The 20,696-nt window shown below is 68.9% G+C and carries 22 protein-coding genes and 2 pseudogenes; 15 read left to right on the forward strand and 9 right to left on the reverse strand.

The window, feature by feature from the left end:
- Positions 1-191: 191 nt before the first annotated feature.
- The gene (locus tag OG905_RS01590; RefSeq protein ID WP_328665774.1) at positions 192-545 is read left to right on the forward strand and encodes a hypothetical protein; all 354 of its coding nucleotides are present in this window, start codon (positions 192-194) and stop codon (positions 543-545) included.
- Positions 546-760: 215 nt separating this feature from the next.
- Here OG905_RS01590 and OG905_RS01595 read toward each other — a convergent pair whose 3' ends face one another.
- Positions 761-1,159, reverse strand: a complete 399-nt coding sequence (locus OG905_RS01595; RefSeq protein ID WP_328665775.1) for an SDR family NAD(P)-dependent oxidoreductase — start codon at positions 1,157-1,159, stop codon at positions 761-763.
- Between the two features lie 257 nt (positions 1,160-1,416).
- Positions 1,417-2,394 (reverse strand): aldo/keto reductase, encoded by a 978-nt coding sequence (locus OG905_RS01600; RefSeq protein ID WP_328665777.1) that lies wholly within the window; start codon positions 2,392-2,394, stop codon positions 1,417-1,419.
- A gap of 274 nt (positions 2,395-2,668) precedes the next feature.
- Between OG905_RS01600 and legP the strand changes: the two genes are divergently transcribed.
- From legP to OG905_RS01615, 3 genes are read left to right on the forward strand one after another with little or no spacing between them, the layout of a single operon-like run.
- Positions 2,669-3,931, forward strand: a complete 1,263-nt coding sequence (gene legP, locus OG905_RS01605) for a Dot/Icm T4SS effector Zinc-dependent metalloprotease LegP (RefSeq protein ID WP_328665780.1) — start codon at positions 2,669-2,671, stop codon at positions 3,929-3,931.
- Positions 3,928-4,920: an MvdC/MvdD family ATP grasp protein gene (locus OG905_RS01610; protein ID WP_328665781.1), complete on the forward strand. Its 993-nt coding sequence runs from the start codon at positions 3,928-3,930 to the stop codon at positions 4,918-4,920. The genes legP and OG905_RS01610 overlap by 4 nt, the downstream gene beginning before the upstream one ends.
- Positions 4,917-5,258, forward strand: a complete 342-nt coding sequence (locus tag OG905_RS01615) for a YbaY family lipoprotein (protein ID WP_328665782.1) — start codon at positions 4,917-4,919, stop codon at positions 5,256-5,258. The genes OG905_RS01610 and OG905_RS01615 overlap by 4 nt, the downstream gene beginning before the upstream one ends.
- Positions 5,259-5,288: 30 nt before the next feature.
- On the opposite strand, the gene OG905_RS01620 is transcribed toward OG905_RS01615, so the two are convergent.
- On the reverse strand, positions 5,289-5,471 hold the full coding sequence (locus OG905_RS01620; RefSeq protein WP_328665783.1) for a hypothetical protein: 183 nt from the start codon (positions 5,469-5,471) through the stop codon (positions 5,289-5,291).
- Positions 5,472-5,890: 419 nt separating this feature from the next.
- On the opposite strand from OG905_RS01620, the gene OG905_RS01625 reads away from it, so the two are divergent.
- Together OG905_RS01625 and OG905_RS01630 are read left to right on the forward strand one after the other, a co-directional pair.
- Positions 5,891-6,214, forward strand: a complete 324-nt coding sequence (locus OG905_RS01625; protein WP_328665784.1) for a DUF6415 family natural product biosynthesis protein — start codon at positions 5,891-5,893, stop codon at positions 6,212-6,214.
- Between the two features lie 186 nt (positions 6,215-6,400).
- Complete coding sequence (locus OG905_RS01630) at positions 6,401-7,324, forward strand: glutamate ABC transporter substrate-binding protein (protein ID WP_328665785.1); 924 nt, start codon at positions 6,401-6,403, stop codon at positions 7,322-7,324.
- Positions 7,325-7,396: 72 nt separating this feature from the next.
- On the opposite strand, the gene OG905_RS01635 is transcribed toward OG905_RS01630, so the two are convergent.
- The 5 genes from OG905_RS01635 to OG905_RS01650 all read right to left on the reverse strand — a co-directional run bounded on the left by OG905_RS01635 (position 7,397) and on the right by OG905_RS01650 (position 12,433).
- A complete protein-coding gene (locus tag OG905_RS01635; RefSeq protein WP_328665786.1) occupies positions 7,397-8,107 on the reverse strand; it encodes a hypothetical protein in 711 nt (236 codons plus the stop codon).
- 56 nt (positions 8,108-8,163) lie between these two features.
- Positions 8,164-8,781 carry a transposase family protein gene (locus OG905_RS38995; RefSeq protein WP_443043877.1) on the reverse strand — a complete coding sequence of 206 codons (618 nt, stop codon included), beginning with the start codon at positions 8,779-8,781 and terminating at the stop codon, positions 8,164-8,166.
- A gap of 311 nt (positions 8,782-9,092) precedes the next feature.
- A complete protein-coding gene (locus OG905_RS01640; RefSeq protein ID WP_328665789.1) occupies positions 9,093-9,218 on the reverse strand; it encodes a hypothetical protein in 126 nt (41 codons plus the stop codon).
- Between the two features lie 12 nt (positions 9,219-9,230).
- The gene (locus tag OG905_RS01645) at positions 9,231-11,657 is read right to left on the reverse strand and encodes an ABC transporter permease (RefSeq protein ID WP_328665790.1); all 2,427 of its coding nucleotides are present in this window, start codon (positions 11,655-11,657) and stop codon (positions 9,231-9,233) included.
- Positions 11,654-12,433 (reverse strand): ABC transporter ATP-binding protein, encoded by a 780-nt coding sequence (locus tag OG905_RS01650; protein ID WP_328665792.1) that lies wholly within the window; start codon positions 12,431-12,433, stop codon positions 11,654-11,656. The genes OG905_RS01645 and OG905_RS01650 overlap by 4 nt, the downstream gene beginning before the upstream one ends.
- Positions 12,434-12,580: 147 nt before the next feature.
- Between OG905_RS01650 and OG905_RS01655 the strand changes: the two genes are divergently transcribed.
- Together OG905_RS01655 and OG905_RS01660 are read left to right on the forward strand one after the other, a co-directional pair.
- On the forward strand, positions 12,581-13,177 hold the full coding sequence (locus tag OG905_RS01655; protein WP_328665793.1) for a TetR/AcrR family transcriptional regulator: 597 nt from the start codon (positions 12,581-12,583) through the stop codon (positions 13,175-13,177).
- Positions 13,178-13,886: 709 nt separating this feature from the next.
- Positions 13,887-13,991 (forward strand): annotated as a pseudogene (locus tag OG905_RS01660) (IS5/IS1182 family transposase); the annotation flags it as partial.
- A gap of 90 nt (positions 13,992-14,081) precedes the next feature.
- Here OG905_RS01660 and OG905_RS01665 read toward each other — a convergent pair.
- Positions 14,082-14,777 carry a transglycosylase SLT domain-containing protein gene (locus OG905_RS01665; protein WP_328665794.1) on the reverse strand — a complete coding sequence of 232 codons (696 nt, stop codon included), beginning with the start codon at positions 14,775-14,777 and terminating at the stop codon, positions 14,082-14,084.
- A 361-nt stretch (positions 14,778-15,138) separates the two neighbouring features.
- On the opposite strand from OG905_RS01665, the gene OG905_RS01670 reads away from it, so the two are divergent.
- The 7 genes and pseudogenes from OG905_RS01670 to OG905_RS01700 all read left to right on the forward strand — a co-directional run bounded on the left by OG905_RS01670 (position 15,139) and on the right by OG905_RS01700 (position 20,342).
- Entirely contained in the window at positions 15,139-15,423 is a 285-nt protein-coding gene (locus OG905_RS01670) for a WXG100 family type VII secretion target (protein ID WP_328665795.1), read from the forward strand.
- Positions 15,424-15,557: 134 nt separating this feature from the next.
- On the forward strand, positions 15,558-15,848 hold the full coding sequence (locus OG905_RS39000) for a WXG100 family type VII secretion target (protein ID WP_443044051.1): 291 nt from the start codon (positions 15,558-15,560) through the stop codon (positions 15,846-15,848).
- Between the two features lie 218 nt (positions 15,849-16,066).
- Positions 16,067-16,453, forward strand: a complete 387-nt coding sequence (locus OG905_RS01680; RefSeq protein WP_328665797.1) for a hypothetical protein — start codon at positions 16,067-16,069, stop codon at positions 16,451-16,453.
- A gap of 65 nt (positions 16,454-16,518) precedes the next feature.
- The gene (locus tag OG905_RS01685) at positions 16,519-17,652 is read left to right on the forward strand and encodes a hypothetical protein (protein ID WP_328665798.1); all 1,134 of its coding nucleotides are present in this window, start codon (positions 16,519-16,521) and stop codon (positions 17,650-17,652) included.
- 65 nt (positions 17,653-17,717) lie between these two features.
- The gene (locus tag OG905_RS01690; RefSeq protein ID WP_328665799.1) at positions 17,718-18,404 is read left to right on the forward strand and encodes a hypothetical protein; all 687 of its coding nucleotides are present in this window, start codon (positions 17,718-17,720) and stop codon (positions 18,402-18,404) included.
- Between the two features lie 112 nt (positions 18,405-18,516).
- Positions 18,517-18,669, forward strand: a pseudogene (locus tag OG905_RS01695) (carbohydrate-binding protein); the annotation flags it as partial.
- A gap of 422 nt (positions 18,670-19,091) precedes the next feature.
- A complete protein-coding gene (locus tag OG905_RS01700) occupies positions 19,092-20,342 on the forward strand; it encodes an RICIN domain-containing protein (protein ID WP_328665800.1) in 1,251 nt (416 codons plus the stop codon).
- Positions 20,343-20,696 lie beyond the last annotated feature (354 nt).

Here is a 20,696-nt window from a genome sequence, read left to right on the forward strand (position 1 = left end):
CCCCGCAGGCGCGGGGAGCAGGGTTTGCCGTTCAGGTTGATCGACATCACGTAGGGACCATCCCCGCGGGTGCGGGGAGCAGTGGAGATGTACGGGCTCAACGAGTACGCGCTCGGGACTATCCCCGCGAGAGCGCCGGCACGCCCCGGACTACTTTGCACGCCGCGCCGACGGCTCGGCCGTAGTCGCCGATGTCCGGGCGGACAATCGATCGAGCCGAAGATGCCGAAGCGTTCAAGGTGACCCGCCTAAACGAGTACGAGGCGCTGTGTCGCACGCTGCCGTGGTCGGTGACACCGGAGCCGGGCTGGACGAGCGAGAAGTACGTACTCAACGACCGGGCGGTGTCCTTTCCGGACAGTCCCGCTGAGCAGCTGGAGGAAGAGAAGCGGTTGCGCCAGCGCCTGCTTGCGGCTACACCGCGCCTGTCGATCGAAGTGAGCACGCATCCCTACTGGGAGACGCCGGCCCTGCAGGGGAATGTGGTCGATGCCCGGATGGCGTTGAAGCACGTCCACGAGCGAGCCGAGGACGAGGCGGCGTAAGAGCCTGTGGCGGCGAGCGGGGAATGGGTGGGCAGGCGCGGCAGCGCGAAGGTGAAGACGTCGCCCGGACGGGCACCGCGCCTCAGCGCCGGCACACCGGTGACCGGATCGAACAGGAGGACGTCGGTCTGTGCATCGTGGGCATAGTCCAGCAGCACCTTCTCCAGAACGGTCGATGCCTGCTGCGGGCGGCAGGGACCAAACGGCCGACCCACTCACGGGGGCGGGGCGGGCGGGCCCGGGGCGACGGCCAAAGCGGCGCCGGTGTGCCAGTCCTGGCCGCCGTCCCACCGCTGGGCGAAGTCCTGCGCACCATGAGCGACCTCTCTGATCCCCACCCGGCCGGCACGGCCCCGGCCTGCCCCCACACCTGCGGGTGCGAACCGTCCGGCGCCGGACGGTTCGGGCCCACGCACGCGCTGATCCTGCTGATCGCCGGAGGTGTGGACGGTGGCGTCGGGGGTGGCGTCCTGGATCTCGGTCGCGACTGCCTCAAGACGGGTGTGGTCACGGCCGTGCAGCAGAACGGGGTGGCCTCGGGAGGCAAGGTCGAGCGCGATGGCGCGGCCCAGGCCCTGGGTGGCGCCGGTGACCAAGGTGGTTCGCTGGTTCATGCGCTCACCCTGGCAGCACGGCGCCGGGGCAGGGGAGGGTGAGCTGAGCCTGATGTGGTCACCACCAGGCACAAGGTCATCTCACGCGGCTGGCCGTGTCAGCGGGCGCACCTGTGGCAGATCTGATGGTGGGGGCGCCGCCCCCCATGCTGCGCCGCCCGGTATCCCTGGGCGATGGGCGCGGCCAGACCGTTGCGGCTGACCTCGGAGCGGGCCACGACCGGCCGTTGTCCGGCGCCGAAGGCAGCCCCGACCTCTCACGCCCAGGCGAGCCGCGATCTGTGGGCCCAGTAGGCTCCGGCGGGCTCAGCCGACTCGGCCAGCCGTGCGAGCCGATCGGGGTCGAGGTGGACATCCGCCGCGGTCAGATTGCTGGTGAGTTGCTCGACGTTGGCCGCTCCGGAGAGGACGATGTCCGCCCAGGGCCGCGCGGCGACGGCGGCGAGTGCTACCGCATCGCATGAGACGTCCGCCTCGTGCGCGATCTCGCGCAGCGTGGACGTATCCGGCCCTGTCGCATGGCGATCGGCCAGGCGGCCGTTGGCCATGGCCTCTTTGACGATCACCGTGCGCCCGGTGACGTGCGCCTCGGCGAGCGCAGGGCCCGCTGACGGTTCCAGGAGGTTGTAGGTGGCCTGCACGCTGCCGAATAGCGGCTCGCCCCCCACCGTGACCTCCAGCGCCGTGCGGATGGCTGCCGCCTGGGCCGGTCCACTGGTGGACAGCCCGATCGTCACGCCCTCGGTCGCGAGCGCGGCCAGGCCCTCGTGAAGGGCGCGATCGGTCAGCGCAGGGCTGTCGGGGGTCACCGAGTGGATTTGGTAGAGGCCGAGCCGGGTGCCGAGCAGCGCGCGCGACTGTGCGAGTTGCCTGTTGAACGTGGCGACGCTGTGGTCCTTGACCTCGTGCACATCGGCGTCCGTGCGCCAGTCGGCGGTGTAGGTGTAGCCCCACTTGCTGCCGATCACCACATCCTGCGCATCGGGCCGCCCGTCCAGCCAGGTGGCGAGGAACTCCTCGGCCCCGCCGTAGGAGCGGGCAGTGTCGAGGTATCGCACGCCCCGGGCGTAGGCCGCGTCCAGCAGCTGGTGGGCATGGGCCCGCAGCGCGTCGACCGAGCGGTCGGCGGGCAGGTCCGCGTCGCGGCCGAGATTGATGTAGCCGGGACGCCCGACGGCGGCCAGGCCCAGACCGAATTGCGAGATGGGCGAGGCGGTGGAGCGTTCAAGGGGCATGCGGGATGTCCTCGGGGATCTGAGCGGTGCGGTCTGCGGGTGGAACCAGCGCAGGGAGCATAGGCGTTCTTGGCTTGCCCGGGAGCACCGCGTACCCGAGCCGGGTAGTGGTGGTCGCCATGCGCAGCCCTCCCGCACGAGTGAGCAGCCAGGTCGGAGGCAGTCCGGCAGCCGACCCGTATGGCGTAAGAGACGACTCGCTGGGGGTGGAATGCATGGAGGCGACGAAGTCCTCGTCCCAGCGCTTTCTGTCCCCCTGCAGTGAAGGTGACGCATGAACGCCGGCCCGTCGGATCCCACCCGCCGAACCAAGAAGACCGCAGCTCGCAAGACCGCAGCCAAAAAGGCGACCCCACCCCGCAAACAGTCCGCCGCGCGCAAGGCGGCCTCCTCGCGCAAGGCGAACGGTAGCGGCGAGCTCCGCTCGGGACCGGTCGCAGGCACTGCGCTGGTGGACGGCGCGACCTTCCGCTCCAAGGGCATCCAGTACGCCGAGGTGGACGGGATGGCGATGTTCGAAGGGGACATCGTGCTCGGCACCGTGCAGGAGATGGAGGAACTGGCCGCCCAGGGGCCGGTGCTCGAGTCGGTCGGGATCACGGCCGTCGAGGGAGGGCAGCCGCGCCGCTGGCCGAACGCGACCGTGCCCTTCGAGATCGACCCCGCCCTTCCCAACCAGCAGCGGGTCACGGACGCAATCGCTCATTGGCAATCGCGTACCCGCATCAGGTTCGTGGAGCGGACAGCCGCCAACGCGGCACAGTTCCCGGATTTCGTGCGCTTCGTTCCGGGCGGCGGGTGTTCTTCGAACGTCGGCCGAAGGGGCGGCAGGCAGACGGTCACGCTGGGCCCCAACTGCAACACCGGCAACGCCATCCACGAGATCGGCCACACGGTGGGCCTGTGGCACGAGCAGAGCCGCGAAGACCGCGATCAGCAGGTCATGATCGTGTTCGCGAACATCGACCCGGACATGCAGCACAACTTCCTTCAGCACATTGCCGACGGCGACGACCTGGGACCGTACGACTTCGGCTCGATCATGCACTACCCGGCCACGGCGTTCGCGATCGACCCGAACCAGCCGACGATCGTCCCGCGGAACCCGCTGCCGCCGGGCGTGGTGATGGGGCAGCGCACGGGGCTGTCGCAGGGCGACATCGACGGAGTGCACATGATGTACCCGGCCGTTCACCCGCCCACGTTCAAGGAGATCCCGAAGGACCCCATCGTCGACGGGACCCTCAAGGAGATCCCCAAGGACCCGGTGCTGGACGGGCCCAACAAGCTTCCCGCCCTGGACATTCCCTTCGGCCACCCGATCGGCCAGCCGGTCGGCAGCCCGTTCGTGCTGGCCACGCCGCATCAGTCTCCGGCTCTCGTGGGTCAGTCCGACGGGCTGGCCGAGCAGGTACGCCAACTGAGCCAGATGGTCGGCACATTGCAGCAGGGACTGTCCGCGGTCATGGCGAGCCACAACGGCCTTCTGGCCCAGCTTGGTGCCGGCTCCGCCGCCGGTGCCGGACAGCCGCGATGATCCTGGTCGTCTCCTACGACGAGGACCACACCCTCGCGGTCGTACGCCGCCTGGAGGCCGACGGCCGCGAGGTGGTCCGCGTCGACCTGGCCGACTTTCCCGCCCGCGGCGAGATCACCCTCGATTACGCCGTGGCCGGGGGGCCGGTCCATACGCTCACGACGCCGACGGCCCACGCCCGCCTCGACAGGTGCCGCGTGGCATGGTGGCGGCGCGTGCGTCCCTTCACCGTCGACCGGGAGCTGGGCACCGCCCGGGACCAGAGCTTCGCGATCAGCGAGACCGGCCAGGCACTGAACGGCCTGTTCCACTCGCTCGACTGCACCTGGGTCAATCCGCCCGCGCTGGACGGGATCGCCCACCACAAGCCCTACCAATGGGAAGTGGCGCGCCGCATCGGGCTCACGCTGCCGCGCACCCTGGTCACCAATCAGCCGGAGAAGGCCCGCCGGTTCATCCAGGAGGGCGGCGTCGGCGGCACCGTATTCAAGGCCTTCATCGCCTCGGCCGACGCCTGGCGCGAGACCCGGCTCGTACGGACGGAGGACCTGGCCGCCCTGGACGCCGTACGCTACGCCCCTGTGATCTTCCAGGAGTTCGTGGCGGGGGCCGATCTCCGTGTGACCATCGTGGGCGATCGTGTCTTCGCGGCCGAGATCGACGCCTCGTCGACCAGCTACCCGGTGGACATGCGGATGGTGGTCCACGAAGCACACGTACGGCCGGTGACTCTCCCCCCGGCCCTCACCGGCCAACTCCTGCGTTTCATGCGCAGCCTCGGCCTGGTGTACGGCGCCGTCGATCTGCGTCGCCGTCCCGACGGTGAATACGTGTTCTTCGAGGTCAACCCCGCCGGACAGTGGCTGTTCGTGGAGGAACGGACCGGACTGCCGATCACCGCGGAGGTCGCCGCGCTCCTGTCGCGGCTCGACGGACACGAGCCGGAGCACACGACGGCCGTACACACGCCGGGGGGCAGGGCGGCATGACCCGTACCGTCTCGGGCTTCGTGTCCCTGCCGCCCGACGCGCCGACAGGCCCGGCCAACCGCCTCCTTGTGGAAGTCCGCGACGTTTCCCGGGCCGACGCACCCTCCACCGTGGTCGGCGCGCAGATCCAGTCGGACATCCCATTGGCCCCGGGCGGCCGTGTCCCCTTCAGCGTGAAGGTGCCCGATCTCGACCCCACCGCCTCCTACGGACTCCGCGTCCACGTCGACGTCGCCGGCACGGGAATCGTGGAAGCGGGCGATCTGATCAGTACGCAGGCCACGCTCGTTACGGCGGAGTCCGCGGACGGAATGATTGCCCCCGTCACCGTCGTGTGACGGGGGCTTTTTGCATGGGCTGTTGGGCACCTATCCGTCGATGTACCTGAATTCAGGTCCGTAGGTTTTGCCGCTGCCGTCGGGCAGTTCGCGCTGCATCAGTGACTGCGCTGGATTCTGGAGTGTGAACATCTGGCCGACGGCCTTGTTGAGCAACGCCCTTGCCGTGGCAGGCACATCCGTCTGCCAGGCCTGTTCCAGGAACCGCAGCATCTCGCTGTAGGAGTGGTTGACCGCGTCGAGAAGTCTCCTGGTTTCTGCATCGGGCGCCGGGGACCGGCCGTTCCCCAGCCGCCCGGCGGCACGGTGCCCATGGGGAAAGCGCGGGGCATCGGGATCTCGTCTCCGGCGAACTCCCACCGGGGCGGGTCTTCGGAGGTCTTGATCAGCTTCCGGCCGTGGTAGATCTCCCGGAAAACGTAGTAGTGGGCCAGCTCACCGGTTCTCCTGGGTGAGGCCTGGGCAGCGCCCTGTTCCTCGCCGGCACCCCGCTGGACACCGTCCTCGCGCTGCTGGGCGGCTGCGGGGCGATCGCCGCGGCCACCCTCACCGCGGCCGGCCGCGGCCGCCGCCTGATGACGGTCCTTGTCGAGACCGCCGTGCGGTCCTCCACGGGCAAGTGGGCGCCGGCCATGACCCGTTCTCTCGCCAGCGGCGCCCCGGACCGCCAGGAACGATACGACCACCTCGAAGCGGTACTCGGCCAGGACGCCGCTCCGGCCATATACGAGATCGAGGAGCTGACCGAGCGACTTCGGAGAGCGCTCATGCAGCTGGTGGCCATGGTCCTGGCGCATCGCCATCACCAGCCCGGCGCCGAAGCCTCCCGCACGATCGGGCACGCACGGGCTCTCCGGGCGGAGGAGCCGCCTGGAGACTTCCTACCGGCCCGCGGACATCTGCGGAGGCTCGCGCTGGTCACCCAGGACCTCCTGGACCTGCTGGCGGAGGACTGACCACCATGACAGAACGGCATCGAACGCCAGGCCGCTGTTGCCGGCCATGCAGCTCGGCAAGAAGCTTGACCAGGCCCAACCGTCAGGCACCGATCGGCAGGACCGCGGCGCGGGCCCTTGCTCAGCGGGATGGATCTCGGGACGCAGGCTGCTCAACCTGTCGGAAAAAATAGAGGACGTTGCATTATGAAACTTTCCAAGTCCGCCGCCTTCGCAACGATCACTGTGCTGTCGGTCGCCCTCACCGCCACCGCCTGCAGCGAAGAGTCCGGCAATGCCTCCGGTGACGAGCCCACCAGCAGCTCCAACGGAAACCACCCGCGGCTGCCCACGTACACGGTCGCCAAGGACGTCAAGATCGACTCCGCCACGCTGAAGAAGGCGCAGAAGGCCGGCAAGCTCATCATCGGTGCCCATAGCGACCAGCCGTTCCTCGGCTTCGAGGAGAAGGACGGCGGGCGGTCCGGCTTCGACATCGAGATCGCCAAGATGGTCGCGGCGGATCTCGGGTTCTCGCCCGACAAGATCGAGTTCAGGACGGTCGACACGAAGAACCGTGAGGCCGCCATCTCCAGCGGCCAGGTCGACCTGTACGTCGGCACGTACACGATCAACGACGAACGCAAGAAGAAGGTGGGCTTCGCCGGCCCGTACTACAAGGCCGGCGCCGACCTCCTGGTCCGCAAGAACGACAGCACGATCGGGGGCCCGTACTCCCTGGAGGGCAAGAAGGTCTGCTCAGTCAAGGGATCGACCACCCTCCGGGAGATCAAGAAGCCCGACTACAACACCACGACGGTGGAGACGACCAAGGATACGGAGTGCGTCCAGCTACTGCTCGACAAGAAGGTCGATGCCGTCACCACGGACGACGCCATCCTCATGGGCTACGCCGCCCAGCGCCCGGACAAGCTGAAGGTCGTCGGCAACCCGTTCACCGAGGAGCCCTACGGCATCGGCATGAACAAGGACGACGAGGCGCTGCGGGAAGCGGTGACGGACGCGCTCGAGGCGCACGACGAGAACGGCGACCACAGGAGGGCGTACGCGGCGACGCTGGGCCTTTCCGGCTCGAGGTACGGCGGGGCGCCGGTGGTCGAGCACTACTGACACGAGGCCCTGGTCCACCCCTACAGCATCCGCCGCTCGGCATCGGACGACACCAGCGGCTCAAGCCTGTTGTCACCACATCAAAAGCAGACCGCACCGGCGGCGTAGGTGGGCGATCAGTACTACTCGGTGGCCGAGAAGTGGGACGCTGGCACAGCCTGCCATGATGCGTTTCTGGAGCTTTAGGTCGCCGGACGTAGTTGCGGTCGAGCTGGGCGGCGACGGCGAGGACGGCGAAGAAATCGCGTGCCGGTCCCCGCCCCGAAATGACGGGTCGGGGCTGCCATCGGACAGATCGCCGCCCAGCCCCACACGGTGCAGCAGAACCCACTGCCGGTGGGTCAGGTGACGCACGTCCAGATCCTGTACCGAGCCTCCGGACAAGGCATCGCGTCCGTTGCGCCGCACCCGGTAGGGCCGCGCCTCCAACAGGCCGGTGTCCACCGCCCGGTCGTAGAACCCGTCGATCGAGACCCGGTTGCGCCGCCACGTCGCTGGCTTCACCGGCGACGGCTGCAACGCCGTGCGGTAGCGGCGATAGGCCACCAGATCGTCCTCGGTCGCCGACAGCAGATCGGCAGGCGGATCGAGGACCGTGCCGAGGAAGTCCTCCAGCGACAGGCCGGGCACGGTGGCGGCCTTCAGCCGGCGGATCTCATCACGGCCGTGGGTGGTGGCCCGGGTGCGGTCCATCAGTGGGACGTCCTTCCACGGCAGGTCCTTCACTGCCGCGTGCAGGGTGGGATGGTTGGCCTTGAGCACGGCGATGTAGTGCGCGCGCACCCTTGTCCTCGACCGGGAACTTCGCGTGGTCGGTCTTGGCCAGCACGGCGTCCAAGCTAACCACGGCGCCGCCGAGGTCGAGTGGGTCCAGCAGCGGGCGGAACGCGGTGATTTCGTTGGTCTTGGCGTCGACCTTGCGCTGAGCCAGGACGATGCCGTCGGATCGCAGCGCGGAGATGAGGTGGACGCAGCGGCCGTCGGGGCGGATCGCGCCGCAGGGACTTGCCGTCCACGGCGATGGCCGCCCGCGGCGGGAGGACTGCCGGAGGGTCGGCCCGGCCAGCGTAGGCGCGATCGGCGAGCCAGGCGCCGAGCGTCCTGTCGAGGGCGTTGCCGTCGAGGCGCTGCAGTACGCGGCGCACGGTGGCCTCACTGGGCGGGTGGTAGGGGTGATGCGGATCGCGCAGCGCGGCGCCGCAGTCAAGGAGCACCCGGTCGGGGGCGTCGGCGGCCCATTCGGCGATCGCCGTGACGGACTTCGAGCCAGCCAGGACGACGCAGGCGGCCAGGGCGAGGATGAAGGGCAGGGGGTGGCGCCGGCCTTGGCGGCGCCGCGGGTCGGGCAGCTGGGCGAGAGCGTCCAGCAGGCCGGGAAGGTGCTCGAGGGTCGCCGGCCGGGAGCTGGCGAGTTGGCTCAGGAGAGCGGGGATGGGTGATGATGGCGCGGCAGGCACGGTCTTCCGTTGCGGTGATCATGGAATTCGACACTCAATGATCACCGGGAGCCGTGCTTGCTCCTGTGCCTGCCGCCATGTCATGAACCGCTCGCGGATGGGCACTTGGGGCATCAGTGCCACTCCGGACACTCCGGATCGATCACGTGAACGACGGAGCCCTGGCCCGGCGACACCCGACGTACTGGAATCCTAGCGCTAGCCAAGATCGATTTATGGCGGGTCTTTCCCTTACCTTGGCTGTGCCCCTGTCTGTCCTCTGGCCGGTTTGGGGGTCCGCCACATCTGTGGCGGACCCCCAAACCGTGGGCTCAGTTGCCGTGTGGGTTGAGCGACGCGAGTGAGGGCAAGCCATTGAGGGTGAAGTGGATCGTCGCCATGATGACGGGGATGGCGAGCAGGATCAGCAGGATGAGGCGGACACGTTTTTTGTTCATGGTGTGTTCCTTTCAGATGGTGGTGAGGGCTTCGCGGACGGTGAGTCGTGAGGCGCGGCGGGCGGCGGCCGTGGTGGCGCCGGCGGCGCCAGCGAGGGCGGCGACGGTCCACAGCAGCAGCGCTGGCGTGGAGAACTGGAAGGGCAGGGGTTGGACGAACGCCTGGGTGCCGATGTAGTCGCCGAGGAGGTGGGTCAGCGGTAGTGAGAGCACGAGCGCCAGTCCGATGCTGAGGGCGCCGATGAGGACGCCTTCGACGACGACGATGGTGCGTACCGCCGAGGCGGTGGCGCCGATGGTGTGCAGGACGCCGAACTCGCGGGTGCGTTCGATGACGTTGGTGCTCATCGTGGAGGCGAGTCCGAGCAGGCCGACGAGGCCCATGACGAGAGCGATGGCGATAAGCGCCTGGGAGAGTACCGCCACGTGCCCGTCCAGGGCGGCTTTCAGCTCGTTGATCGAGCCGGCCCCGCCGATGCTGACATGGCCTGCGGCGAGGGCCCGTTCGACCTGGTCGAGGGTGGCCTGTCGGCCGGCGGGGTCGTGGCGGTCGGTGACGATGCGGATCATTGAGGCTTGGCCGGGTGCGCGGCTGATCTTGGCGTACGCCTGGTCGGTGACGTAGGCCGCGCCCTGGGTGCCGAAGTCTGAGGCGATGCCCACGACGTGCCAGGTGGTGGGGCGGCCGTCGACGGTCAGGGTGATGTCGTCGCCGACCTTGATCCCGGGGGCCTGTTGGTCGGGGACGAGGTGGTTGAGGACGACGGCGTTGGTGTCGGAGGGTTGCAGCCATCGGCCGGACTTGAGCGGCAGGTGCAGTAGGGGCGTGTCAGCCGGGGGCGCCATGATGGTGAAGCTGCCGTGCGCGTCGTCGGGGTAGACGTGGGCGACGTCGATGCGGTCGGGGGTGGTGACCGCGGTGGCCTGGCTGCCCCACGCCTCGGCGCCGACGACGCCGGGGACGGATCGCACGAGGCTGGTCAGCTTGTCGACCGGCTCGGGGCGGTTGAGCTTGATCTGGAGGTCGTAGTTGCGGTTGGCGACGCCCTGATCGACGAGCTTGGTCCAGCCGGTGGCGGTGTTGAACCCGGTCAGGAACATCGATCCGGCGATGGCTAGCAGCCCGAGGGTGAGGGCGAGGCGGCCCTTGCGGCGGAATATGTTGCGCAGGGCCATCAGCTGGGAGCGGCTGGGCCCGCGCAGTCGGCCGAGCCACCGCTCGATGCCGGTGCCGCCGGCGGTGCCCGGGTCGGCGCCGTGGTCGTCGATGGCTTCGCGGACGGTGACGCGACTGCCCCGTACCAGCGGGGGCAGTGCGATCATCAGCGGCGCCAGGACACCGGCGGCGATCTCGATGGCGAACACCCAGCCGGGGATGGCGGTGCTGGTCAGGTCGAGGTTGAGCAGGCGTGCGGCCTGTGCGGCTAGCAGGCGCCCGAGGGCGGCGCCGGGGAGCAGGGCCAGGCTGGTGGCCGCGACCGCGATGGCGCCGGTCTGCAGTAGGTACATGCCCAGGATCTGGCCGGTGCGGGCGCCGACGGCTTTCATCGCGCCGATCTGGCGGATCTGGGCGGTCAGCATGGCTCCGAGCATGGTGGCGACCAGGATCGAGCTGAGCAGCAGCGAGATGACGCCGAAGGCCAGCAGCATAAAGCTGATGGTGATCATCTGGCCCTGGTGTGGGTGACGCAGCGGTGGCGGGACCTGGATGGAGTCGACGCGCAGTCCCCGCGCGGCCAGGGCGGCGCCCACCTGTTGCGTGGTGCGCTCGATGGCGGCCTGGTCGCTGCTGGGTCTGGCCCGGTCACCGATGACGATCTTCAGTTCGGTCAGAGTGGATTTCTCGCCCAGGTGAGTGAGGGCGGCGGTGCTGATGTAGCCGTAGCCGGTGCGTTCCTGCTCGGCCGGGGCGACGCCGCCGTCGTGGACGGACCCGGCCACGGTCAGCGGGGTCGGCGCGCCGGCCGGTGTCTGGACGAGGACCGAGTCGCCGGCCTTGACGTCGAAGAAGGGCAGCGCGGTGCGTTCGAGGAAGAATCCATCCGCCGGCGGTGGCCAGCTGCCCTGCTCCACGTGCACGGTGGCGATCCGCTGGGGGTCGTCGGGACCGGTCACGAACAGCACCAGGGGCTGCCAGCGCCCTTCGCCGATCTTTATCCGAGCGACGACGGAGCCGCGGGCGGTGGCGTCCAGGACGCCGGGCTGGGCGCGGACCGCGTCGAGCGTCGCCTGGTCGATGCCGGCGGGAACCACCAGGGTGGCCGACGCCGGGTGGGTGTCGAGGTAGTTGCGTGTGATCTCGCGCCCGATGATGGCCCGCGCGCTCAGGAACGCGCCGACCGCCACGACGCTGACTGCGATCGCGACCGTCATCATCGCCATGCGCGTCCGGGCGGTCCACATGTCGCGGGCGAGTTTGCGAAGCCGCAGCGTGGTCACCGGGCCTCCCCGATCGGGGCGGTGGCGGCTGCTGGCCGCACGGCGCTGTCGTCGCTGACCCGGCCGTCGACCAGGGTCACCTGGCGCGTGGCGTAGCGCGACACGTCCCGCTCGTGGGTCACCATCATCACGGTCCTACCCTCGGCCGCGAGCTGCGCGAACAGCTCCAGGACGCTGTCGCTGGTACGGGAGTCGAGGTTGCCGGTCGGCTCGTCAGCCAGCAGGACCGGCGGGTCGTTGGCCAGGGCCCGGGCGATCGCCGCCCGCTGCTGCTGGCCACCCGACAGCGACGACGGCAGCTTGTCGGCCTGCTCGGCGATGCCCATCCGCGCCAGCAACGCCAGCGCGCGGGGCCGCCGTTCCTTCGACGGGAACGTGGCGCAGAAGTCCATCGGGATCATCACGTTCTCGGCGACCGTGAGCGTCGGCAGCAGCTGGAAGAACTGGAAGACCAGCCCGATGGTGCGCCCCCGCCAGGCGGCAAGCCGCGAGCCTCGCAGCTCGTCGACCCTGGTACCGGCGATGATCAGCGCGCCGGCGGTGGGCCTGTCGATGCCGGCCAACAGGTTCAGGAAGGTGGTCTTTCCGCTGCCGGACCGGCCGACCACGGTGACGAACTCGCCGCCGGCGACGTCCAGGTCGATGCCGTGCAGGGCGGTGAACTCCCCCGACGGCGACGCGTACCTCTTGACCGCACCCCGCACAGCGATCGCTGCGGCGTCACCGCGTGCCCGACCGGTGTTGGCGTCGGCGAGCGGCGTTGGGTTGAGTGACATGGACAAACCCCCTGATGGACGTTAGGTTCGTTGATGAACAACGCGTCCATAATTAGAGGTGCTGTTCAGTGTGGTCAACAAGCAATCCGGGCCCAAGAATGCGGAAGCGGACGCGCGCGACAGATCCGTTCGGGAAGTGGAGCCAATGTGAGGAACGACTCAGACCGGCGGGTACGCCGCACCCGCCGGGCACTGCACGAGGCGCTGCTCGCGCTCATGACCGAAAAGGGCTACGACGCGGTCACGGTGCAGGACATCATCGACCGCGCCGACGTCGGCCGGTCGACCTTCTACACCCACTTCACCGACAAGCAGGACCTGATGCGCAGCGGCTTCGTCCACCTGCGGGCCATCCTGGAACAGCCGCAACCCGGCTCCCGGGCCCCCGAGCGCCTGTTCCGCTTCAGCCTGGAAATGTTCCGCCACGTCCAGGGCCAGCGACAACTCGGACGCGCCCTGACCGGCTCGCCCAGCGGCGCGCCCGTCCTCCGAGAGATGCAGCACCTGCTGGCCGACCTCGTCCGCAACGAGCTCAAGGCGCTGACACCCACCGCCCCCGCCCCCGACGTGCCCACCGAGCTCGTCGTCCAGTTCGTCGTCGCAGCCTTTCTCGCCACGATGGCCTGGTGGGCCGAGCACGGCAGCGACGACGACAGCCCCGACCGCGCCGACGCCCTGTTCCACGCCCTCGTCGCTCCCGGCGTACGCGCCGCGATCGCCCTCGCCCCCAACCGCCACCAATGACAGCCGCCAACGGCCCACTACCCGACGAAGGTTGGGCGTGTGTGGGACTGCACGCACCCGAGCGGACGATCGGGCGGCAGGTCACGGACCAGCCGGGTCTGTCACTCAAACGACAGAACCGGCCAGCCAGATAGGGTAAACGTCCGCGAACTTGTACGGCCCCGCCTGCGCCGTCCAGCGTCGTATGGAAGACCACACAGTTGGTCAACAAGGTCGAGAATTTGACGATCTTCTCTTGTCCCTGGGATGCCCGATTCCCGGACATTGGGCGCGGCCGTCTGCGACTCTCGAAGTCGAAGTCCGAAGCAAAGAGCGGCCGCTGTGATGAGTCTTGCGCTGCCGGGCCTGCCCGTCGCCCCGTTGATCGTGTTGTTGAGCAGCCCATGCCGGTGGCGATCGAGACTCACCAAGGCTCCTGGTTGCCTGCCTCCGCGCGACCAAACGGCCCGTTTACGCGATTAACCCGATGGCGGCCGCAGGCTGCCATGACCCCGTACGGGCAAGCGTCGCCAGCCGGTTCGGCGGCACCTTGTCGATCCTCACCCGGCCCAGACCGAACGAGGCGATTTCATCGACCGCTCCAGGGCCTTCGCCATGCCCGTGCACGCCGCCACGGCGCCGCACTCCGTCCCGCTCCACCACCCGCTGCAGAGGCGGCCGAGCACGGCTGCGCCGCTACTGCGAGCGCTAGGCCAGCGAGGAGAAGCTGGGCTACGACTACTCCCACCCGCGGCGATGGTTACGCGAGCGCGGCATCACCCACCGCATCGCCCGCGAGGGTATCGAGACCTCGCAGCGACTGGGCCGCCATCGCGGGACGGACGAGACTCGCTCTTCCCCATGACCGGACCAACGAGCATCCAAGCCGACAGACACACGAAAATCGGCTGCTGTTGGGAGACTCTTAGTACGAGTGGTGGGTTTGCCAGTACGACCAGGCCTGGCACGGGCTGCCGTACTTCTCGTTCATGTAGTTGAGGCCCCACTTGATCTGCGTGGCCGGGTTGGTCCGCCAGTCGGCGCCCACACTCGACATCTTGGAGCCGGGGTATGCCTGGACGAGACCGTAGGCACCGGAAGGGTTGGCCGCCTGATAGTTCCAGGTGGACTCGTGGTCCACGATGTTGCTGAAGCACTGGAACTGGCCCGCGCCCACGATTTCACGCGCCATCGCCTGGATCTGCGCGATGGTGTAGGAGCTCTGGACCGGGAAGTTGGAGGCGTCACGTGTGGCGGAGCGGCTGGCCGTCTCCTGGGCCGTCTTGCGCTGCTTGGCTTCCTCTTCGGCCTTCTGCGCGGCCTTGTGCTTGGCGTCCGCGTCAGCGGCGGCCTGCCTACGGGCCGTCTCCTCGGCGACCTTCTTGGCGCTCGCGTCGGCGGCGATGGCCTGTGCGTCGGCCTGCTGCGTCAAGGACGCGGTCTGCACCTGAGCCTGCTGACCCCCCGGGATGTCAGCGAGAAGCGTCGTGTCGCTTGCCGTCGCCTCGGCGTCGCCTCCGGGCTGGCCGGTGCTACTTGAGACCACACCAGTAGCGGCGCCTACAGCGGTGACCGCCGTGGCTGAAGCCACAGCAAATCCCCGGACCGAAATCCGGCTCACTCTGGCCTCCCAACTGCGGGGTCACGGGCGACACAGGCTGCGATAGCGGCGCCGAGACGGCCAGCCGTCCGACCGGCCGAACGGTCTAAGTACATGAGATCCCCTCCCCAAGTTATCGCATCCTATACACACGGGGTCGGATCGTCGGGGTGTGCGGTCTCCCACCATCCGGCCCTGCCGAGCCGTCAGGTGAGCTGACCTACGCGGCCACCGCGCGGCGGGCCGGGCGATCCTCCGCAGCTCAGAACCTGCTCAATCGCTACTCACTTGGGTCCGCGACGCCCCGGCCGGGGCCGTGGCGGTGTTTGACTACACGGGTGTCGAACGAGAGGGGCGGACCACCATTGCTGACCAGCCTTCCGTGAGCGTCGGCGGTGTGACCTACCGGGTGAAACCGGAGTACCTGGCCAACGCCTCCAGTAACACCGCGTCCACGGCTGCTGAGATCTCCGGGCAGTTGAGCGAGCTGAAGACGTACGTGACCAGCCTGGAGGCGAGCCGACAGGGCATCGCCCACAACCAGATCCAAACGTTGATGGCCGAGTACGACATCTACGCGCGGATGCCGCACGACGCCCTGGAGGGGATCTCCAAGGGCTGCAGGGCAATTACGTCAACTACAAGGACTCCGAGCAGCAGAACGTGAACAACCTGACGCGCTCGGCCATGACGTGCCCAAGCCCCCGACAGGCACCAACTTCTCCTGACAGCCACGTGTTCCGCCGCCCATCCAGGGGCACTCGCTAGGAGCGAGTCATTGCCGATGTCGACGGCACCCCGATCTACGCGGGCGAAGGGCTCGCCGCAGCCGGCGGCTGGCTCAACGCCAGGGCCGCCGAGGTCTCCGGCGAACTCCAGGGCCTCAAGGCCCAGCTGGCCCCGCTGGCGGACGCCTGGCGGGAGAGCCAAGCCGCCACCTACTACCAGGACATGCAGAACGAGTGGGACATGGCGGCCAACGGCCTGTTCGGACCGGACGGAGTGCTCGGCCGCATCGCCCACGCCATGCACGTGAACTGGAACAACTACAGCGACGCCGAGTGGTCGAACATATCCACCTGGCGGCACTGACTCCCCCTGCGCCGTGCGGGGCCCGCCACGGCTCCGCGGCCTTGAAGCTCGACACCACCGAAGGCATCGTCCGTGCCCGATGAACGCTGCCGGGTCACCGTCGTCGGTGACCACAGGCGCGTCGACCTCGCGCTCCCCGGCGCAGGCCCCGATCGCCGAGTACGCCCCTCGGCTCGCCGCCCTGTGCGGCCAGCCCGAATCCGAGGCGATGCCTCCCGGTGATCGCTGGCCGAGTAAGGGGCTCCCTCCTTACCCCCGGCGACTCACTGGCCGACGCGGGCATCGTGGACGGTGCCACGCTCTACCTGCGCGACCAGCGGGACGGCGAGTGGAGCGAGCTGACCGTCACCGACCTGGACGAACAGATTACGGCGGCGCGTGAGCACAGCGGTCTGTGGAGCGCCCGCCCCCACGCGCAGGCGGTGCTGGGGGCAGGTCTGCTGGTAACCGTCAGCGCCACGGGATGGCTCGGGGCGCACCGGTCGGGCCGGTCCGGCCATGTGGCTCTTCGCGCTCGCCGCGCTGGCCTCGGCGCTGCTCGCCTGGGTACGCGACCCGTGAGAACTGGCCGCTGCCAGGCGGGGTCCGCCAGCTTCTGGCGCTGACGGCCTGCCCACTGCTGGCCTGCGCCGGACTGGGCGCACCGCTGCACGGGACGCTGGCCACCCCGGTGCTGGTCGCGGTCTCCGCCGCGCTCGGCGCGCTCGCAGGGCAGGTGGCGCTGCCGGCGCCGTCCACCGTCGTCCTCCAACTGGTCACCGCAGTGGCCGCGTTGTGCGTGGTGCCGCTGACGGCGCTGCACGCGGGCCTCACCGGCTCGGCCGCCGTGGTGGCCCTGGCGCTGTACCTGGTGGCCGGCCTGCCCCGGGTGACCAGCCAGATCGCGGTTCTCGTCCCCATCGGACCGGACACCGGCACGCCCACTCTGGACAGGCAGTGTCTGTATGCGGACAGCAAATATCCCTGGGGGCGGCCAGTCAGGTTCCCGCCCGCGAAATGGTTGAGGTCAGTTGGACCGGTGGACTGCGCCGCCGTTTGTCTTAGGGATCGGCGACGAATTTGGCGCGGCTATCTGAGGGCGGACGACAAAGACCGGAGCCCCCTGATCGTTGCAGGCTTTCTCCCGGCCGCTCACCACCACGGTGGGCGCAGGAAGCGCTTGATGCAACAGCAAGCGCACCCCCCCACAGAGGAGAGTCTGCTCATGATCAGAAAACTCCCGCGGCGTGCCCTGGCCGCCGCGGCAGCCGCGGCCGCAGCGCTGGGCGGCCTGGCCGCCGCGCCGCCCGCCTCGGCGGATCAATCAGCACTCGAACACTGCGTACTGGATCTCGATACGGGCCGCCAGACCTGCTACGACGGGTTCACGGCCGCGTTCGCCGCGGCATCGGGCGGCAGGATCACCGACGCGCCGGACAACCTGGAGGGAGCCTCCGGAGGCTCGCTGCAGGAGCTCCGTGCGGAGACCTCACGGCTCATGGAAGACGCCGCCGCCGGCGGCGGCGGCGCGAACGGCAACGTCATCATAGGCACGTTCTTCGAGCACAAGGACTACGGCGGCGCCACCCTGACCATCGAAGCCGACATGCCGTGCAGGAACAACAATGCCCAGGATCACTGGACGCCCACCATGCCGCCGGGCTGGAACGACATCATCACCTCGCTGCAGCCATGGGCGAACTGCTGGATCGAGCTCTACTCCGACGACAACTTCGGCGGTGACCGCGACGGCGCGTACCGGAACAACACGCCCGACATCGGCGCGTACATGAACGACCGCACCAGCTCCATCGCCTACCGGTGATCCGGTCCGCATCACACCCGAGCTCCCGGATCGGACCTGATCGACCCAAGAGGAGAACAGGCTTCATGCGTACATCAATCCGCACCGCGATCCTCGCGGCGGCTCTCGTCCCCATATGCGGGATCCTGATCGCGTCCTCCGCACAGGCCGACGACGTCCCGTCCCCACGTGAGCTGCTGGAGCAGTGCGACAACGGCACCAGCCTATGCGCCTTCCACCCTGACGGCCCGGAGAAGGAGGTCAAGGGCGAGAGTCACCAGGTCGGAACGAGTGTCTTCAACTGCACGGACATTCCGCAGACGATGAACGTCAGCTGGTCGGACACCGACACCGAGACCAACACGATCGGTGTCACCATGACCGCCGGTGTCGGCTTCTTCGACATCTTCACGGCTTCGATCCAGACATCGTTCTCGCACAGCTGGGCAAAGGCGCACACGGAGTCGCAGACCACCGCCATCAACGTGCCCGCGGGCAGGGTCGGCTGGATCAACCGCGAGCCGACCCTGGTGGAGGTCTCGGGCCGGTACGAACTCCACTTCCGGAAGCGGTACTACGACCACTACTACTGGTACCTGCCCTTCACGGCAACAGGGCCCAAGGGGGACGCAGGCAGCGTGACCCAGCGCACCCGGCCGATGACCCCTGACGAGGCCAACGCCCACTGCGGAGGCACGCTGTCCACCGCGCCTCCGACGACTCCGCCTCCGACGTCCCCGCCCGCCGGAGGGGACGATGCGCGGCCGGCCTGAGGGGATGATGCGCGCGATCTCGCCCTTGGCCGGGCGTTGGAGGACGTGCGCGAGGCTGGCGTGCAGGCGCTCGTCAGGGTCGGTGCTGCTCCGACGACCCCGTCGGCCTAGCTCGGCCGCCGCGTGGGACCGAGCCGCCACGTACACCGCCGACAAGCAGGTCTCCCGCAACGGCCACACCTGGAAGGCCAAGTGGTGGACCCAGGGCGAAGAGCCCGGCACCACCGGCGAATGGGGCATTTGGCAGGACCTCGGCGCCTGCTAGAGCCTGGCCCACTGCGGAAGCTAGGGAGCTGAGGCTGGGCCGGGCTGCACTGCGGAAGCGTGCAGCCCGGCCCAGCCGCTGCGCGGCGGCCGTAAACTCGCCCGCGAATTCCGGCTGCCCAGTGCATCCCCACGACCGCACGACCGTATGGGCGGAGGGACAGCCTCCCGGGGGCCCTTGCGCCGAACCGGATCAAAGCGTCGAAGAGGGGGCGCGGGCCAACCCCGGTACAAAATTCCGTACTTGACGCCACATGCCTCACTCGCCTGCACTGTAGAGGCCCAGGAGAGATACCGTCCGTGTTCCCGGACTGCGGTCCCCTCGTGGGGATGGCTTCGTCCGGGCCCCGCCCTCGGCAAGCCGGTTCATTGGCTCCCTCTCCGAACATCGCGGCTTTCGTGCGTACTTGGACAAGGAGCATCGTGATCCCGACCGCTGCCGACGACGACCCCCTGGTCCTGAGCGCCTTCCGTACATTGTCCCCGGCATCGCAACAGGCCCTGTGCCCCGAACTGGCCGAAGTCTCCGGACCATCCGGGCCCCTCCACGCGGAGCAACCTGGCCGGGACGCCGCCTTCGTCCGGTCGGCCCGAACCCAGCTGTGCGAGGCCTACCTGCGTGCCTATACCGCACAGGCTCCGAGCCGGACCTGCCGGCATCTGATGGCCGTCATGGATGACACGGTCCAGGGCAGTGTCTCCGACCAGTCGAGCGTCCTCGACCGCCACACCGCAGCCTGCCGGAGCTGCTCAGGCATCCGGGCTGACCTCGCCATCCTTCGCAGCGGAAGCCACGCAGTCCTCACCGGCCTTCTCTTGGACGCGGCAGAGAACCAAGTCACTCCCCGCACCGGCACCGCCGACACCGGCCCGGAGGGACCGAGGCCGACGGCGCCCGATATGACCGCTGCTGGCCCAGGCTCCCCATCTCCTGGGCTGCACCCCCGCAGCCGGGGCGTGACGGTCCTGCAGTCCCGTGCCGCGGTCGTCGTCGCGGCGTCCGTCATCGTGCTGGCGGCCGCCGTCGCCGCCAGCACGATGACGGACGGCTCGTCCAGCACCACCCGTCCGCCCCAGGACCGCGTCACCCTCACGCCCCCCATATCCGCACCCGCTGGCACCACGGAGCCCCCTGCTCCCGTTGTCATAACCTCCGCCCCGGCGAAACGTTCCCCGGCCCCGTCCCGCTCACCGGACGACCCTCCCGTCGGCTTCCAACTCGTCAACAGAAGGACCGGACTGTGCGTCGGCGCGCAGAGCCGCGCCGCAGGGGCCTGGCTGCGCCTCGAGGAATGCCGGACAACGGAGCTGCAGCGTTGGGAGACGGTCAAGGACGCATCCGGCGCGTACCGGCTTCGCAACTCGGGCAGCAGCAAGTGCCTCGACGGTACGGACGGCGGCGGAAACGTTGTGCGGGCCGTCCTGAACGATTGCGGTGATCACTCTTCAGCCCACTACACCGTGCAGCTGTGGAGGATCAGCCCCGTGGCAGACTCAGGCGCGTTCCGCCTGCAGTTCGTACCTCCCGTGGCATCGAGTGACTACTCCTTGCACCTGCTGGGCCCGGAGGACTGGCCGAACGAGAGTCCGCCCCGCAAAGGCTCTTACCTCGCGCACCTGCCCGATTACTACAACTCGGAAAGCTTCGTCTTCACCATGAACCATGATGACTAACACCTCGGCTGAAACGGTGTGAGGCGGCCTCACTCGATGCGCCGCACCGCCGCCCTCGCGGTGCTGTCCGGCCAGGCCACCGCCACCCCACGACCAGCGCCGGACGACGGGGCTGCTCATGCGTGTGCAATAGGCAGCCCCCTCGTCGGTCGGTGAGGTCGGCGAGCTCTATGAGCTCATGGTCCGGGTCAGTCCGACACTGACACAGGCCGGTTGGCGTTCCCAACGCCCGGTGTCGGGGTTGAGCCTGTCCGGAGTGACACCGCGTTCGGTGACCGTGCTGAACCGGCCAGTAGGGTAGTGGCTGTCCAACCTCCGCCGCCACGGAGGCTGCCGAGGCCGACACGGCGGCTG

Origin of the sequence: Streptomyces sp. NBC_00322, from assembly GCF_036147535.1 — a bacterium.
In the GTDB taxonomy this organism is placed as follows: domain Bacteria; phylum Actinomycetota; class Actinomycetes; order Streptomycetales; family Streptomycetaceae; genus Streptomyces.

Excerpts from the sequence above, each read along its gene's own strand:
- OG905_RS01590 (WP_328665774.1), top strand. The coding sequence starts at position 192 with ATGTCCGGGCGGACAATCGATCGAGCCGAAGATGCCGAAGCGTTCAAG.
- OG905_RS01595 (WP_328665775.1), bottom strand. The coding sequence starts at position 1,159 with ATGAACCAGCGAACCACCTTGGTCACCGGCGCCACCCAGGGCCTGGGC.
- OG905_RS01600 (WP_328665777.1), bottom strand. The coding sequence starts at position 2,394 with ATGCCCCTTGAACGCTCCACCGCCTCGCCCATCTCGCAATTCGGTCTG.
- legP (WP_328665780.1), top strand. The coding sequence starts at position 2,669 with ATGAACGCCGGCCCGTCGGATCCCACCCGCCGAACCAAGAAGACCGCA.
- OG905_RS01610 (WP_328665781.1), top strand. The coding sequence starts at position 3,928 with ATGATCCTGGTCGTCTCCTACGACGAGGACCACACCCTCGCGGTCGTA.
- OG905_RS01615 (WP_328665782.1), top strand. The coding sequence starts at position 4,917 with ATGACCCGTACCGTCTCGGGCTTCGTGTCCCTGCCGCCCGACGCGCCG.
- OG905_RS01620 (WP_328665783.1), bottom strand. The coding sequence starts at position 5,471 with ATGCTGCGGTTCCTGGAACAGGCCTGGCAGACGGATGTGCCTGCCACG.
- OG905_RS01625 (WP_328665784.1), top strand. The coding sequence starts at position 5,891 with ATGACCCGTTCTCTCGCCAGCGGCGCCCCGGACCGCCAGGAACGATAC.
- OG905_RS01630 (WP_328665785.1), top strand. The coding sequence starts at position 6,401 with ATGAAACTTTCCAAGTCCGCCGCCTTCGCAACGATCACTGTGCTGTCG.
- OG905_RS01640 (WP_328665789.1), bottom strand. The coding sequence starts at position 9,218 with ATGAACAAAAAACGTGTCCGCCTCATCCTGCTGATCCTGCTCGCCATC.
- OG905_RS01650 (WP_328665792.1), bottom strand. The coding sequence starts at position 12,433 with ATGTCACTCAACCCAACGCCGCTCGCCGACGCCAACACCGGTCGGGCA.
- OG905_RS01690 (WP_328665799.1), top strand. The coding sequence starts at position 17,718 with ATGCGTACATCAATCCGCACCGCGATCCTCGCGGCGGCTCTCGTCCCC.